The sequence below is a fragment of the Acinetobacter yuyunsongii genome, from assembly GCF_041021915.1.
GTDB lineage: Bacteria > Pseudomonadota > Gammaproteobacteria > Pseudomonadales > Moraxellaceae > Acinetobacter.
Genome location: NZ_CP157435.1, coordinates 1,030,934 through 1,046,779 on the forward strand (window position 1 = coordinate 1,030,934; position 15,846 = coordinate 1,046,779).

General features: G+C 38.2%; 16 protein-coding genes. 10 read left to right on the plus strand and 6 right to left on the minus strand.

Translation table 11 applies throughout. The features are described from left to right. Entirely contained in the window at positions 1 to 330 is a 330-nt protein-coding gene (gene fdxA / locus ABLB98_RS04940) for a ferredoxin FdxA (RefSeq protein ID WP_004663008.1), read from the minus strand. Between the two features lie 275 nt (positions 331 to 605). Then, positions 606 to 3,278 (minus strand): DNA mismatch repair protein MutS, encoded by a 2,673-nt coding sequence (gene mutS, locus ABLB98_RS04945; RefSeq protein WP_348883197.1) that lies wholly within the window; start codon positions 3,276 to 3,278, stop codon positions 606 to 608. Positions 3,279 to 3,503: 225 nt separating this feature from the next. Here mutS and ABLB98_RS04950 point away from each other — a divergent pair, with 225 nt between their 5' ends. Next, positions 3,504 to 4,859, plus strand: a complete 1,356-nt coding sequence (locus ABLB98_RS04950) for a tyrosine-type recombinase/integrase (RefSeq protein ID WP_348883198.1) — start codon at positions 3,504 to 3,506, stop codon at positions 4,857 to 4,859. A 34-nt stretch (positions 4,860 to 4,893) separates the two neighbouring features. Here ABLB98_RS04950 and ABLB98_RS04955 read toward each other — a convergent pair whose 3' ends face one another. Further along, positions 4,894 to 5,796, minus strand: a complete 903-nt coding sequence (locus ABLB98_RS04955) for a hypothetical protein (protein WP_262579038.1) — start codon at positions 5,794 to 5,796, stop codon at positions 4,894 to 4,896. 728 nt (positions 5,797 to 6,524) lie between these two features. Between ABLB98_RS04955 and ABLB98_RS04960 the strand changes: the two genes are divergently transcribed. The 8 genes from ABLB98_RS04960 (at position 6,525) to ABLB98_RS04995 (ending at position 12,948) form a co-directional block, all read left to right on the plus strand. Next, positions 6,525 to 7,382, plus strand: a complete 858-nt coding sequence (locus ABLB98_RS04960) for an inovirus-type Gp2 protein (protein WP_348883199.1) — start codon at positions 6,525 to 6,527, stop codon at positions 7,380 to 7,382. A 91-nt stretch (positions 7,383 to 7,473) separates the two neighbouring features. Beyond that, on the plus strand, positions 7,474 to 8,319 hold the full coding sequence (locus ABLB98_RS04965) for a hypothetical protein (RefSeq protein WP_087545286.1): 846 nt from the start codon (positions 7,474 to 7,476) through the stop codon (positions 8,317 to 8,319). A gap of 187 nt (positions 8,320 to 8,506) precedes the next feature. After that, positions 8,507 to 8,737: an AlpA family transcriptional regulator gene (locus ABLB98_RS04970; protein ID WP_269228216.1), complete on the plus strand. Its 231-nt coding sequence runs from the start codon at positions 8,507 to 8,509 to the stop codon at positions 8,735 to 8,737. A 168-nt stretch (positions 8,738 to 8,905) separates the two neighbouring features. Further along, complete coding sequence (locus tag ABLB98_RS04975) at positions 8,906 to 9,172, plus strand: hypothetical protein (RefSeq protein ID WP_087545284.1); 267 nt, start codon at positions 8,906 to 8,908, stop codon at positions 9,170 to 9,172. Positions 9,173 to 9,190: 18 nt separating this feature from the next. After that, positions 9,191 to 10,231 carry a DUF932 domain-containing protein gene (locus ABLB98_RS04980; RefSeq protein WP_087545282.1) on the plus strand — a complete coding sequence of 347 codons (1,041 nt, stop codon included), beginning with the start codon at positions 9,191 to 9,193 and terminating at the stop codon, positions 10,229 to 10,231. A gap of 160 nt (positions 10,232 to 10,391) precedes the next feature. After that, on the plus strand, positions 10,392 to 11,441 hold the full coding sequence (locus tag ABLB98_RS04985; RefSeq protein WP_348883200.1) for a lambda-exonuclease family protein: 1,050 nt from the start codon (positions 10,392 to 10,394) through the stop codon (positions 11,439 to 11,441). 288 nt (positions 11,442 to 11,729) lie between these two features. Then, the gene (locus tag ABLB98_RS04990) at positions 11,730 to 12,641 is read left to right on the plus strand and encodes a hydrolase or metal-binding protein (RefSeq protein WP_348883201.1); all 912 of its coding nucleotides are present in this window, start codon (positions 11,730 to 11,732) and stop codon (positions 12,639 to 12,641) included. An 85-nt stretch (positions 12,642 to 12,726) separates the two neighbouring features. Beyond that, the gene (locus ABLB98_RS04995) at positions 12,727 to 12,948 is read left to right on the plus strand and encodes an AlpA family transcriptional regulator (protein ID WP_019384633.1); all 222 of its coding nucleotides are present in this window, start codon (positions 12,727 to 12,729) and stop codon (positions 12,946 to 12,948) included. 64 nt (positions 12,949 to 13,012) lie between these two features. On the opposite strand, the gene ABLB98_RS05000 is transcribed toward ABLB98_RS04995, so the two are convergent. The 3 genes from ABLB98_RS05000 to ABLB98_RS05010 form a co-directional block, all read right to left on the minus strand. Continuing rightward, positions 13,013 to 13,705, minus strand: coding sequence for a hypothetical protein (locus ABLB98_RS05000; protein ID WP_348883202.1), 693 nt, complete (start codon positions 13,703 to 13,705; stop codon positions 13,013 to 13,015). A gap of 35 nt (positions 13,706 to 13,740) precedes the next feature. After that, entirely contained in the window at positions 13,741 to 14,352 is a 612-nt protein-coding gene (locus tag ABLB98_RS05005; protein ID WP_348883203.1) for a DeoR family transcriptional regulator, read from the minus strand. Positions 14,353 to 14,508: 156 nt separating this feature from the next. Continuing rightward, positions 14,509 to 14,778 (minus strand): transcriptional regulator, encoded by a 270-nt coding sequence (locus ABLB98_RS05010; protein WP_348883204.1) that lies wholly within the window; start codon positions 14,776 to 14,778, stop codon positions 14,509 to 14,511. Positions 14,779 to 14,919: 141 nt separating this feature from the next. Between ABLB98_RS05010 and ABLB98_RS05015 the strand changes: the two genes are divergently transcribed. Beyond that, entirely contained in the window at positions 14,920 to 15,810 is an 891-nt protein-coding gene (locus tag ABLB98_RS05015; protein ID WP_178883339.1) for a YafY family protein, read from the plus strand. Positions 15,811 to 15,846: the final 36 nt, after the last annotated feature.

Sequence of the window (15,846 nt, forward strand, 5' to 3'; positions counted from 1 at the left end):
TTATTTTTCTAAATATTGCAATTTATTTGGCTTGCCATTCCATTCTTCACGATCAGCAGGTTGTTCACCAATTTGAGTGATGTTATTACCTGCCCATTTTTCAGAGAGTTCAGCATTCAGCTCAATAAACGCTTCTTGACCTTCAGGTAGCTCATCTTCAGAGAAAATCGCATTTGCTGGACATTCAGGTTCACACAATGCACAGTCAATACATTCATCTGGATTGATGACAAGAAAGTTTGGACCTTCATAGAAGCAATCTACAGGGCAAACTTCAACACAGTCTTGATATTTACATTTAATACAGTTTTCGGTGACAACAAAGGTCATGGCGGCAGCTACCTAAAAAATATGGTTTTCATTTTGCATAGCGTATTTTAGGCAAAAAATACCGATAGAAACAATTCCTTTTATTGATATTTATTATTCGTATCAATGAAATGGGCTTATTTATATGACTTTTATTGATAATAAGTCTCAATAACTTAATGAATTGTCGAATTTCTCCTTGCATTACATGATGCAAAATGAGCGCACAAATATAATTGCGATTTTACAACTAGAGAAATCAGCTCTGACCTAGGGCCAAAGCTGATGATTTAATCTTAATTTTCGAGTGCTTGGCTAGATTTGAATAAGGCTTTGAGCTGATAAAGCTGTTCAAGTGCTTGACGTGGTGTTAGATCATCCACCTCAATTTTATCTAACAATTCAAGCGCAGGGGATTGAGCTTCCACTTCAACAATTTTCTCAACAACTTGAGTTTCAATTTCATGCTCAAGTGAACTGAATAAATCATTTTGAACTGTATTTTGCAAATGTTGATGCTGTTGCTTTTCCAGAATTTTCAAACGTTTCTGTGCTTCTTTAATTACACTTGCTGGAATACCTGCCAGTTTTGCAACTTGTAAGCCGTGGCTTTGGCTTGCAGGACCGTGTTGTACTTTGTGCAATAAAATTAAATTACCATTCAGTTCTTGTGCTGTCACATGATAATTATCAATACCAACTTCACCACCCAGTTCGGTTAACTCAAAGTAGTGTGTTGCAAACAGACATAGACATTTCACACGCTTCGTCAAATCAAGTACACATGCCCAAGCTAAAGAGAGGCCATCATAAGTACTCGTACCACGACCAACTTCATCCATCAAAACCAAAGATTGACTTGTAGCATGATGTAAAATCTGTGAGGTTTCAGTCATTTCCACCATAAAAGTAGATTTACCTGTCGACAAATCATCCGCAGAACCAATACGGGTAAAGATACGATCAATTGAACCCAGTTTTGCCGATTTTGCAGGAACGAAACTACCACAGTAAGCAAGTAAACTGATTAATGCAGTCTGACGCATAAATGTCGATTTACCGCCCATATTTGGACCCGTAATAATCGCCATACGGTGTTGTGGGTCTAGAGTCGTATCATTCGGTGTAAATGGTGCTTTATTTAAAGCTTCAACAACGGGATGACGACCAGCTTGAATTCTGATGCTGGTTTCAGCCGTAAATTCGGGTCTTGTCCAATTATTTAATCTGGCTTGATGTGCAAAATTTGCCAGTACATCAATATGCGCAATTGCTGCGCTCATCATTTGTAGTTGAGCAATATTTTGGCGAAGCTCATCTAATAAGGATTCAAACAAAAGCTTTTCACGGGCAAGCGCGCGTGATTCACTTGAAAGGACTTTATCTTCAAAGCTTTTTAGTTCAGGCGTGATATAACGTTCCGCATTTTTGAGTGTTTGACGACGTATATAATCGGCTGGTGCTTGCTCGGCCTGAACGCGTGTCAACTCAATATAATAACCACTGACACGATTATAACCAATTTTAAGTGTATTGATTCCAGTACGTTGGCGTTCTTTAATTTCTAAATCAATTAAAAATTGCCCTGCATGATCGCGAATTTTACGTAATTCATCCAGTTCATCATCATAACCTTCAGCAATCACATTACCATCGCGTAATAATACTGGCGGATTTTCAACAATTGCCGCCATTAAATGTTGATGTAGACTTTTGAAATCACCTAATTGATTATCCAGTTGATTTAATAATTGAGATTGTTGGGTTTTTAGTACAGGCGCTAAAGCATGCCGTAAAAATGGAATTTGTGCACATGCTTGACGCAGCTGAACTAAATCGCGTGGACGTGCACTGCCCAAAGCAACACGACTCAATACACGTTCGATATCACCAATTTCTTTGAGCACTAAACGTACAGGAGATTCATGGTAGCCTTTTAATAATTGCTCTGAGGCATCTAAGCGAGCATCTAATATGGCAGTATCACGAATCGGTTGCATAAGCGTTCGACTGAGTAAACGGCCACCCATTGCGGTTTGGCAGTCATTAATCAGTTGGAATAATGATGTGCCATGTTCAAATAACGGATCAATAATTTCTAAATTACGCCGTGTAATTGGATCAAGTGCAATAAAGTCAGTACTTTGCTCAATTTGAATAGAACGAATATGTGGTAAAGCCGTTTTTTGTGTTTCTTTGGCATAATGAATTAATGCTGCGGCTGCGGCTTTTGCCAAAGGGAGTGGATCTAGACCAAAGCCTGATAAAGTTGAAACTGAGAACTGGTCACACAAAGTTTTTTGTGCATTATTTAAATTAAAATCAACATTTGGACGTTTAGTAATTGGGCAGTCTAAATTCTTTTTAATTTGTTCAATAATATTTTGATCGATCAGATCTTCATCAATGAGAATCTCGCTAGGCATTAAACGAGCTAGCTCAATCGCCAATTGTTCTGGCTTATAGTTTTGTTGTTGAACTTTAAAAATACCCGCACTCAAATCAAGTAATGCAAACCCAATTTGATTTTGTTGAATACATAAAGCAACCAGATTTGAAGACTGATAACTGCTAAGTAATGCATCATCAGTCAAAGTACCTGGTGTTAGAATACGAACTACTTTACGTTCCATAGGTGCTTTACCGCGAGAACCTGCGTTCTCGCCTTCACCAACTTGCTCACAAATTGCAACTGTGCGACCAGATTTAACTAAGCGGGCAAGGTAGCCTTCGGCTGAATGATAAGGCACTCCAGCCATTGGAATCGGTTGCCCACTCGCTTTACCGCGATGAGTCAGTGTAATGCCGAGTAGTTTGGCTGCTAAATGCGCATCTTCAAAGAATAGTTCATAAAAGTCACCCATACGATAGAACAGCAATGCATGTTGATACTCTGTTTTGACTTTGAGATATTGCTGCATCATAGGTGTGTGGTTGGAAAAGTCTGCTATGCTATTATTATCTTTCATTGGTATTAAATCCTTTATTTTCAATGTATTTAATAGTGTTTAACATAAACAGAATATCCGAAGGTGTAGGAGAAAATCTAAGCAAATACAGCCTAAGCCAAAACATTAGTGTAGGTTTTAGTGTAGGTTGTTTTAGTTTAAACTAGCCATCATTCCTGATCAATAATTGGAAAATGGACAGCTTGAAAGGATAACAAATAATTCAATCTTCTTGTGAGGTTTAAAATGGTCGGCTCGATAGATCAACAAACGACAATAAAAAAAGCACTTTCAGCAAAAGCCATTGAGAAGATGAAAGTGGGTGATCCTGATAAATCTGATATTGGGGAATATGTGGGGCTGCGGGTGCATTGCGGCAAAACGGGAACGAAGACCTTTTTCTATCGTTATCGTAGTCCTGTGGATGATTCGATCAAACAATATAAGATCGGAAATTTCCCTCAAGTTACATTGGCGGAAGCAAGAATAGAGCTCATTCGTTTAAAAGCTGAAAGGAATCAGGGGATTTGTCCCAAACATAAAAAAGAGCAGGAAAAGCTCCAGCAACAGATTGAACAAGAGCTTGCAAAAAAAGATATGTCTCAACTCACTGTACAGCAAATGATAGAGATGTATTTGACTGAGGTGATTGAAGATCACTGGATTACTGACTCTCGAACAGGGGAAAGGAAGAAGGTCTTGGGGGTAAGAAAGCCTAAAGGTCAATCTGAAACACGACGAACCTTGTATGGCGATGCGGTACGGGTTTTGGGTAATCGAATTGCTTTGGAAGTAACTCGAAAAGATGTGGTGGCTTTAACCAAAGAGATTATTGATCGTGGTTCTAATGTACAGGCTGGACGGGTATTGTCCGAATTGACGTTAGCGTATGAATACGCTATTGGACTAGAGCGGTTTCCAGCCAATTTTGCCAATCCTGCCTTATTAGCCAAGATGAGTATCAAGCAGTCAAGGCTAAAAGTAACCTGTAAAAAGGGCACACGAGTTTTAAATGATCAGGAATTAAAACGTGTATTTGCTTGGTTGCCAACATCAGGCTTTACAACACATCAAAAAAATGTCCTTTATTTGACGCTTTGGACAGGCTGCCGAACTGGCGAATTGTGTGAAGCTCAATGGAGAGATTTTGATTTAGATAAAGGAGTTTGGCACCTAAAAGCCTCTAAAAATAGTACTGAGCGTTATGTTCAGTTGTCGAGACAATGTGCCAATTTTTTACGGAATCTATATCAATCAGATCAGGAATATTTGTTTGCTTCATCTAGAACAGGGTTACCTATTCAGCAAAAGTCTTTGAGTGAGATGAAATGGCAACTGAAGAATCCTGAGAAAGTTCAAACGAAATATCGCCCTGAACAACTGTGGTTAGAAAACATGAATGATTGGAATCCTCATGATTTACGTCGAACAGTGCGAACTGGTTTATCCAGATTGGGCTGTCCTGCAGATATTGCTGAAGCAGTTTTAGGACATTCAAAAAAGGGGATTGAGGGGACATATAACTTGCATAATTATGAAGCCGAATGTGCAGAGTGGTTGCAGAAGTGGGCGGATTATTTGGATGGAATCAAAAAAAGTTAGGCTAGATTTTAAGTATCTAGCCTTTATCTATTATCTATGAATTCGGTGGCAGTCGATATTTTTCTTCTCCCGTAGCAAGTTTACAATCCTTAACATAACGTTCTGATATTAGCTTTTCTAAAAGTTGTTCTTCTGTACATTTATTAACAAAACATAAAAGTTCTAATTCTTTTTTAGTTTTTTCTGATAAAACGTAATAATAACTTTTTTTACCTTTATTTTTTTCTCTATGTGTTTTTTGATTCCAAGCATTAGATAATTTATTTTTTAGATTTTCATATCTATCTCTATTCTCATAGTATAAAAAGTCAAAAATAATTTCTACGGTATTTTTGAAGTCTGACTCATTAATAGGAGAGTAATTTTGACTTTTATAATCTGGGTTGTCTTTCATGTAATTAATAGCCCATTTATAAAATTCGCTATCTTTATTTTTGAAATGACTGCCTTGGTTTAATATTAAGTCGCTAAACTCAGTTTTTATTTTATCTAGTTTTTTTGGGATTTTATTATTAAGCTCTATATAACATATGTATAAGAATTTAATAAAATCATCCCTGATTTTTGATTTTACTATTTTTTCATTTTCTATTATATTTAGAGAAAAATTTAATAACCTTTTATTTTCTTCGTAATCTTGGAAATTTATACTTCTTATGGTATTTAAGTTGGTATAGTCAGTTATATATTCTTTGAACTCAATTAAATCTTCATTATTAAATTTTGAAGTAATTTCTAATATGATGTTTTTTATCTCCTCTAATTTTATTATATTATTTAGCTTTGTTAGAGTATTTAATTCCCTATTGTATCTTCTTTCAACTCTTATAGCTGCTTCTAATAAAAAAATATAATCGTATTTGTTATAATTTTTTATTAAAGACTTAACATCTTTTTGTTCATCATAATAGGTTGATCCATTCACTTCTAAAGCCATACATCCTCGTAATGCCTAATTTTTAGGCTGAATTAGGGTAATATTACGTAATTTTAACATGGAAAAAAGTAAGATTCCAGTAACATTCTAGAAATATTTTGATTATATTTTACCTATATTTTAGAAGTATTTTCATTACATTTTAGTTATATATGTAGTGTTTTTCGGCTTTGCCAAGGGGATGCCAATCGCCAGTAATTTAAATTTAGCTTCTAGTAAGAAATCCTCTAAGTTGAAAAAAGCTTACTTTAATAGATATTTGTTTGTAGTTTCATAATAACTAATTTTTTAAGATAATTATATATTTTTAGTAGAGAGTGGGAATTAATTAAATTAAAATTATTGTAGGGGTAGGATAGTAATAGGTTTAAATATTCTAATTTTTAGGGGGTAGTAGTATTTAACTTTAGCTTCAATTTTTACCTATAAAATCATGCCAATTGGTGTGATTTTTCATTTTGTGTATAGAAGTAGAGATCACTGATTTTTGGGTATGATGATGAGAGTCTTTTACGCTGATTTTTACTAGGATATATATTTAATTATTATTACTTATTAATCAGTTAAATCATTATTCAAGTTTATTTATTAATAACTTAAATCTATATACCATCATCATATCCAAGATGATGATGGATTGTCATTAGAAGAATAATCAATCAATTGATCTAAATTATAAAAATACAGAACCAGCACTCCTATGAAATTTACCATAGGAGTATTTCCAAATGAACCAAGCACAAACCCTACTTGATATTGAAAAATTTATGTCATCAGTTTGTAGACGAGATTATCACTGGGAAGACTTTGCACCCGATTATGATCAGTGGCTGGACGATGCAAGGGCTATCTATGATGAAGAGCTTGAATACAGTCCCTTGATTCAAGCCTATTTTGATTTAATACCTGAACGGATTGATTGGGAAGATCAAGATATATTTGAGGATGATCAAGCATTTCGATCCTTTCAACGTCATCTCAAATACCAGCAGCAATATTTTATAGAAGATTTGGCAAATCAAAGTGATGACTATCACAACCGTTTGGATGATTATTTTGCCAGCCTTGTTGACCGTCATCGTAAATTATTATTGGTCAGGGTCGATTTATCCTATCGCTTTGAGCGTAGTCCCTGTATCCAACAGTTTGGCAACAACATCAGGAAGTTACTTAGTCGTATCCAAAACAAGGATACGATATTTAAAGATCAAGTTGGCTATGCCTATCGACTGGAACAGGGTGGCAAGAGCAAAGGCTATCATTGTCATTTACTGGTGATCTACAACGGTTCTGAGCGTTGCCGTGATGCTTATCTGGGACAATCTATCGGTGAGCTATGGCAGGATAAGATCACTCAGGGTAACGGTCTATTCTATAACTGCAATCAAAAAGAGCATAAACGCTATTACGAGGATGAAGGGACATGGGGTTTAGGTTTGGTGGAACGGCGTAATAAAACAGCAGTTACCAATGCCTATCACACCATTCATTACTTGACTCGCCATAAGCCTGACCAGTATTTAAGGGTAAAACTCAGTCGTAGAATGAATGTATTTCAAACTGGACAGACTAGATGGAAAGAATAAGACTTAATATTTTGATCATTGATTGATCACACCTTTGGGCAATTCATTACAGAGTCGAGTCTCTTATGGTTCTAACCCATAGGAGACATGCATGAACCGTCATGAAGTACTGATCCAGATTGAAGACCTAATGCTGGATGTTTGTTTAGACCGATACTATTGGCAAAGTGTGATGGCTGCACTTGAAGATTATCGGGAAGCTGCTACAGCGATTTATGATCCAGAACTTGAATATTCACCGATGTTACAGGGCTATTTTGACTTAATGTCGATTAGCTCCACATCAAGCTCAGGCAGGGCAATAAATCCACGTAGATCACCACTACAATCCAGAACTGCTTTTCAAAATTTCTGTAATGGTCTGATGGATGAGCATGATCATTTTATTCTGAAGCATAAGCGGCAACGCAAACGTAACTTTACTGCAATCAAGAATCACATTGAGGACTTATTGGATGATGGTCATGAGTTGCTATTGATGCTTGAAGGTGTCAGTTATCCATACACTACCGCTCAGGATATTTACCAGTTTCATGAAAACCTGAAAAAGTTTCACCGTCGTGTTCTTAACCGTGATACTTGCTTCAAAGAGCTATTGGATTATTCATGGGTCATTGAACAAGATCGGGATGAGGGCTATCTCTGTCAGTTCCTGTTTATTTACGATGGTTCCTATCGCAACCATACTGAAAAATATGTTGAAGAGATAATTCAAATTCTAGACGATATTGAGGAAGAAAATGATTCACTGAACCGCGAATCCAAACATCAGCACAGAGATTCCTATGAGCAAGATACTTTGAAGAGCGACATGATTCACTGTAATGATGTACAAATAGAAGAAAATAACCTTAACATTATTAGCATTCTGGCAAATTTCGATATTGAAGATCAATATTTACGTGCAAGGATTAAAGGGATGCGTTGCTTTGGATAAATGTTGATCCCAAAAAATTGAATCTACACACTATAAACATGAATGTTTATTTCATATATTCATTTTTTGGCTTGAGTCATGTGGGGATGTTGGGTCAATTCATCTCATGGGGTGCAGTAAAAAAATACGGTATGCCGATTTGTATTGAGGAAGACCCCTCTCAACTACAATTACTGGGAGTACCCACATGACCAATCTCGTTGAATACCAATATCGTATCCTGAACATCAAAGCAGTGATTGAAATTACTGCACTGAGTCGTTCAACCATCTATGAAATGATCAATCCGAAATCAGACTATTACGATGCCAATTTTCCCAAGCCGATTCATTTAACCCAGAATCGGATTGGCTGGGTATCGCAGGAAATCTATGATTGGCTTGAATCAAAAATCGCCCAACGATCAGAGGCACACTGATCCACCCTGATACGGCTACATGGTTGAATCGCAACGAACTGGCATGATCCCAAAAAATCACAGATATATATCATTAACATGAAGATTGAATGTTTCTTTTATCCCTTACATTCAAAAACACAGGCTTACCGATTGGTAAGCCTTTTTTCATTTAATGAGGATTATCCTATGAATATTACATGCCCATATTGTTATTCTGAAAATGTTAGCCGCTCAACATCAGCATCTAGAAGTTCTAATACTTATGGTTCTATGGCTGGTGCAGGAGTTGGTACGATGATTTCTAAAAGCTTGCCTATACCGATGTCACCATTATTGGGTGGATTAATGGGGGTAGTTGTAGGAGGGCTAATTGATAGTTTGACACAGCCCTCACAGCCACAGCAGCCTACTGCTTATTTCCATTGCAACAATTGTCAGTGCAATTTCAACTAAGGATGGGAGGAAATCATCATGGCACATCAACTTGAACAAATGGCGTATGTCGGTGAAACTCCGTGGCATGGTCTGGGTAATCAACTCAGTCCACATCAACCGATTGAAGTCTGGGCACAGCAGGCAGGCATGGACTGGCGGATTGAATCATCCAATGTCAGTTACATGGCAAAGAATGATCGGGGACAAAGCATCATCCTGCCTTATGAGGAACAACGTGTCTTATACCGTTCTGATACCCATGCACCTTTATCAGTAGTCAGCCAACGCTTTCAGGAAGTTCAACCCAAAGAAATTCTTGAGTTTTATCGTGATCTGACTGAACAATCAGGCTTTGAACTGGAAACCGCAGGGGTACTCAAAGGTGGTAAAAAGTTCTGGGCTTTGGCACGTACAGGACAGACTACAGCGCTCAAGGGAAAGGATGTCAGCAATGGCTATATTCTTCTTGCGACAGCTTGTGATGGCACACTTGCCACAACGGCACAATTTACTTCAATCCGTGTGGTGTGTAATAACACTTTGGCAATCGCCTTACGCAATGGCAGTAGCAGTGCAGGCGTGGTGAAAGTTCCGCACAGTACCCGATTTGATGCGGAAAAGGTCAAACAGCAATTGGGTATTTCAGTTCGTGCATGGGATGAGCATATGTATGAAATGAAACAACTGAGTCAGCGTAAAGTCACCCAACAGGAAGCGGCAGCCTATTTTGATGCGGTATTTAACAATACCAGTCTCAGCATTGCTGAACAGGATGACAACATTATCCAGTTCTACCGCAATGTGGCAAATGAAGCCCAAAACGCTGCAACCAATAAAACTGAACCGAATGGACGAGCCATGTCGAAAGTCATGGATATGTTTAATGGTCAGGGACGGGGTGCAGAACTCAGTTCAGCCCAAGGGACAGCCTATGGCTTGCTGTGTAGCATCACCGAGTTTGTCGATCACGAACGTCGAGCCATGAGTACCGATCACCGACTGGATTCAGCATGGTTTGGTACGGGTGCAGCCATGAAACAGCGAGGATTGGAACAGGCACTCAGAATGGTGGTCTAACTTGAATTGGATTTGAGCTAATCAAACTAGCCTAAGCAAAATAAAATACCCATTGCTTAAATCCTCTATTTCCCTCTACCCAAAACTCCCTTTTGCCACATCGCCCTGATGTGGCTTTTTTTATGCCGCAATTTTAATTTTTACAGACATGGAGTATCTCATGAACCATATCGTTGAACCACAAAGCAGTAAATCCATACCACATTTACCGTTAGCTAAACCTAATCCCAGTCGTGCCAAACGGCTTGCTAAAACCAAAGGCATGAGCCGTGAACAATGGTTACAGGTACGCAAACAAGGCATTGGCAGTAGTGATGCAGCCGCAGCTTGTGGGCTTAATCCTCATATGTCGATGCTGGAGCTGTGGATGATTAAAACAGGTCGGATGCAGACACAGCCCTATCAACCTACTCAAAACAGTTATTCACCTTTATATTGGGGCAATCAGCTTGAACCTCTGATTGCCAACTATTACCAACACAAGACAGGTCATAAAGTGCGTAAGGTCAATGCAGTGTTACAGCATCCTGATCCTGACAAACACTTTATGTTAGCCAATCTGGATTACAGCGTGGTTGGTTGTGATGAAGTGCAGGTATTGGAATGTAAATCTGTGGGGGAGTGGGGAACCAAACTCTGGCGTGATGGTGTGCCTTTATACGTGATTATTCAGGTACAGCATCAACTGGCAGTGACAGGCAAACAGGCAGCGCATATTTGTGCCTTGATCTGTGGACATGAAGCCAAGATTTTTAAGGTCGAACGCAATGAAATTGTGATAGACCAAATCATGACTTCTGAACGGATATTCTGGAGCTGTGTGGAAAATGACATACCACCGAGTGTTGATGCCAGTGAATCAGCCGCCAAAGCCCTGCAATTACTTTACCCTCAACATATCCCTTTACAGTCCGTTGATTTCTCCACATTGGAGGGTGTTGATCAACTGTTTACAGATCTGTTGCATGAGGAAAAACAACTCACCGACCATCAAACCAAGTATGACTATCTCAAGCATCGGATTCAGGCACTCATGAAAGATGCCGAGAAAGCCATCTTTTCCAATGGTACTGTGACATGGAAAAAATCAAAGGACAGTGTGGTGCTGGATCAAAAGGCATTATTACAGGCACAGCCTGAACTACTGCAACAGTATCCACAATCCCGACAAGGGAGCAGACGCTTTAATATTTATTCTGCAACAACCTAAATCATCTGACTAAACAAGTTTTAGACCTATTTCCATCACACACCACATCAAACGATTTTATTTCCCTAAATTTAAAATTTGTGCAAAGCCGCCCCTCTTGTCCTTTCCCTAATACTAAGGAAAGGACGGTGGAGCAGCTTTGCATGAAACACTTGAACATTGCACTACAGTTTCTCCCATAACCGAATATTCAACAGGTTTTTTTATTTCATCAATCTTGAGGTGAGGGAGCGGTGCATTCAATGGATTTGGGGAATCCGTAAATAAATGCAATAAAGGATAATCACCATGATTAAAGGTTTAGCAATTACCCCACCTGTGTTGGGGCGCATCAGTATTGGCAAGATTGTCGAAAAGAATGGCAAGCGACTGCCTGAAAAGGATGACCAGTTTACTATTACCAGCCAGATTCAAAATAAAGATGGTTGGGTTAAACATCCACTGGATGAGCAGCTTCGGGAAAAGGCACAAAATGGAAAGCTCCGTACCATTCCTGTACGGATGATCTTTAATGAGCCTGAACTCAATCTTCGGGCAGAGTACAGTTTATTTGATCGACAGACTGGACGTTTAATTTGCTCAGGCAATGGGGAAACCTGTCAGCGACTCGGACAGAATGGTATTGAGCAACATCCATGTCCATCACCTGATTTATGCCCACTCGCACAAGGTGGACTATGCAAACCCTATGGCAGACTCTACGTGAATTTAGATGAATCGGATGAGTTTGGCACATTCATTTTTAGAACCACGGGTTTTAACAGTATTCGGACATTGGCAGCACGGCTCAGTTATTACCATGCGGCATCAGGTAATTTACTGTCCTGTTTACCATTACAGCTCACTTTACGAGGTAAAAGCACCACACAAAGCTATCGTACCCCGATCTATTACGTGGATTTAACTTTACGTGATGGCGTGAATTTACAGGATGCGATTGCTTCAGCCAAACAGATTGATCAACAAAGCAAGGCAGCAGGATTTTATCAGGAGGCTTTGGATTTTGTGGCGAGGCAAGGCTATGGCAATGCCAGCTTTGAGGTGGGTGGTGATGAGGGACTGGATATAGCGGAGGAGTTTTATAATGACCAGCAAAATGCTGTTGAGGTACAGTCTGATTCAGCGTCCGTTCATCATGGAATGGATGATGTCACAGGCATAAAACAGGGGCTTCAGCAAAGTGTAAGGGCTGTAAATTAGGTCAGGGCTATTGGCAGAAAAATACAGAACTCGGGTTTGTATTGAGAGAAACACTTCTCGATCACAAACTGGGAGTAATAACATCATGTCAACTATTGAATATCAATATCAGGTTCTTAATATCACTGCTGTGATTGGAATTACGGCTTTAAGTCGTTCAACCATCTACGCTCTCATTAATCCCAAATCTGATTACTACGACCCAAGTTTTCCGAAACCTCTTCATTTGACAAAAAATCGGATTGGTTGGTTGTCACAGGAAATCAACGATTGGCTGGAGTTAAAAATCGCTCAGCGAGAAGAGTAAGGGGAAAATGATCCCCTTATTTTTTTGTCTTAAATAGATTGGGTTGAGGAAGTTCATAGAGTATTTAAGCTGACAAATAACTTAGATAAATCAAATCTGATTGCTCTGGCTTGGATGTGGCATTACAGCTATAAAAAATTTCCCCATCAAACTTTTCCCCTAACTGTTCAATAATGATCTCAGTTAAATCCTGAATCTTATCAAGTGAGAATGAAGATTGGTGCAGATTGAAATTGAGTATCACCGTACCGTCTTTCCCAATCGGGCTAAATAAAGGTTTCACATTTTCATTCATTAACTGCTGTTCTTGTAACGAATGAATATTGATATAGCGTTGTCCTTTTTCAAAAGCATCCGACTGGTAAAGATCTGCTGGTTCGAGAAATAATTCTGGTGAGAAATAGGTTTTAATCAATGCATTAAAAACCTTTTCCAATGCCTGCTGATGGTTTTCATTGGATGCTTGCTGATAAATAATGGTATTAGATAAATGCTCAGGTAAAGGTGTTAGATTATTTTTGGCTGTAATCACGATGCTATGTTCACAGCCAATCGGAATTGCGGTTAATTCTGCCAAATCATCTACAATGATAACGGCAAATTTATTAGTCTGAGAGTAGGCTAAAGCAGATAGTGGCTTTTGCACCATGTTTAAAGGGCGCAGATGCTCTACTGTTGGATTAAAGAAATCAAGATTAATCTTGGTATGGGTATAAATGGCAAGGTTTTCATTTAAGTCTACTTCATTGTTTGGCATGGTGTTGATCCAATTTTAATTAGGGCTAACAAAGATTATTTTTGCTGTTTGAGTGCCTGAGCTAACTCAGGCAACTCATTGGTTTCTAAAATGATAGCAAGTTGTTCCAATACAGGTTGAGCTTCTTTTTCATCAAGGTTTAAAACATCCCGATAAATTTCATTTACTGAATCACCAATATGGTTAATCAGTTGCCCGACAATTGAAGGACGCATTGCACCCAAATGATCATCTGAATTGAAAATATCCAGAATACTTTTTTCTGGGTTCTGCATGGTTTTATTGGCAGTGATGAGTTTTGCTTTTTCAAATAGGGGATTGAGTTCAGTTAAGATATGTTGTGGTAAGACATCTCGAAGCTCTTTATTGACCAGATGTAAAATAACCGCTTGAGAAAGACTTAAACCTTTGATTGTGGTTTCTGTTTTCTTCCAACGCCAGTTATGAGGCATACAGTCACGACGACATTCCAGAGGAAATATCTTTTCCAGTAAATTTAGATCACGCTGGATGGTGCGTTGTGCAGTTTCAATACCCTGTTGATAAAGGTATTCTTCAATTTCTGTAGTGGTGACATACCCTTGATTTAACAGAAATTGAATGATTTTCCATTGTCGGATGATAATTTTTGATGATGACTGACTCATAAGGGGCTCAAACAGCTTTTTGCCGAGTGTAATCATTTTCTTATGCAAAATTAAGAGAATAAAGTTATGAGTAGGTCATAGTTTGACGTACTCGATTTATTGATTTCTATTATACTTTATCGCACGTTTTGGCTTTTATTAAAAACGCCTGAGATGTTAAGAAAGGTCTTGCTTTGGGCTAGGATAGTTTACATGGTCAAGTACCACTTCTATTCCTACTCGGGGATCGATGTTTAGAGCAATACAGTACCAAATATATTCGACTACATCTAAACGACGTTTGCCTTGCTCTACTTTTACAATAAACGAGTTTGGTCGTGCCATACGATCAGCAAGACTTTGCATAGTAAGATTTTGTGACTTATGCTGGCTTTTAAGCCAGCCCTGTAAGGCAAGCATTTCATCAGTATTGATACTTCTTGTCATCACGTATATTTATGATATATTTGATTTTTGAACAAAATAGGAAAATATATTTTGATCAAATAAGTATCGTTAAATGGACACAACCTGTCCCTTGGAAATGAATAATTGCTGTAACGTCAGAAATAAAAAATACAGGTTGTTATGCAAAAGGATACACAAAATAAAAATGAGACTTTAGCCAATCGTTTGATTGATATTCTTACAAGGCTAAACTCAGGGGAAAAATTAACCATCAATATGCTTGCAGAAAGCTATGATGCCCACCCAAAAACCATTCGACGTGATTTAGTACGGTTGGAAAGCTGTAATTTGCCTATTCAAAGAGAGGGCAAATATTTTTATTTAGACTCGACCTACTTAGGTAAGTTAAAACTAAAAGATATTCAGTCTTTTGCTCGTATATCTGGGATTCGTCATTTATATCCAAATCTTGATGTTTCCTTTATTCGGGAGCTTTTGGATAGTCGTGTTTATGATGCCAAAGGTTATTTCGTTGAAGATGCTGCACAGTTTAAAACCTTATTTGAAGTATTTGGTGAAGCCATTCGTAAACATCAACAAATAGGTTTCCTTTATAAAGGTGAACCTCGTGTCGTTGAACCTTATAAATTAGTTCATCATCATGGCTGTTGGTATTTGGCAGCAGTGCGTAAAGGTGTATTGCGTGCCTATCGTTTAAGTCGGATTGAATTATCGCCACACCCTCATGAACTTTTAAGCTTTAAACCTGATTCAACAATTTTGACTCAACTAGAGGATGAAGAAAGTATCTGGTTTGGTCAGGAGAAGCAGGAAATTATCTTAACGGTTCATGCTGATGTCGCTTTGCATTTTCAGCAAAGACCACTTTTGCCTGAACAGCAAGTCATTAAAAAACTGGATGATGGTGGCTTATTACTGTCTAGTCGAATTACGCATCATACCCAGATTTTACCTTTAGTCCGATACTGGATTCCTCATCTAAAAATTGTGAATCCAGAGGGCTTGCAGGATGAGATGGAATGGGGATTAAAGAAATATCTGGATATTTAATAGAGTATAGCCATGTGATGGGAAAATCAGCTCAAT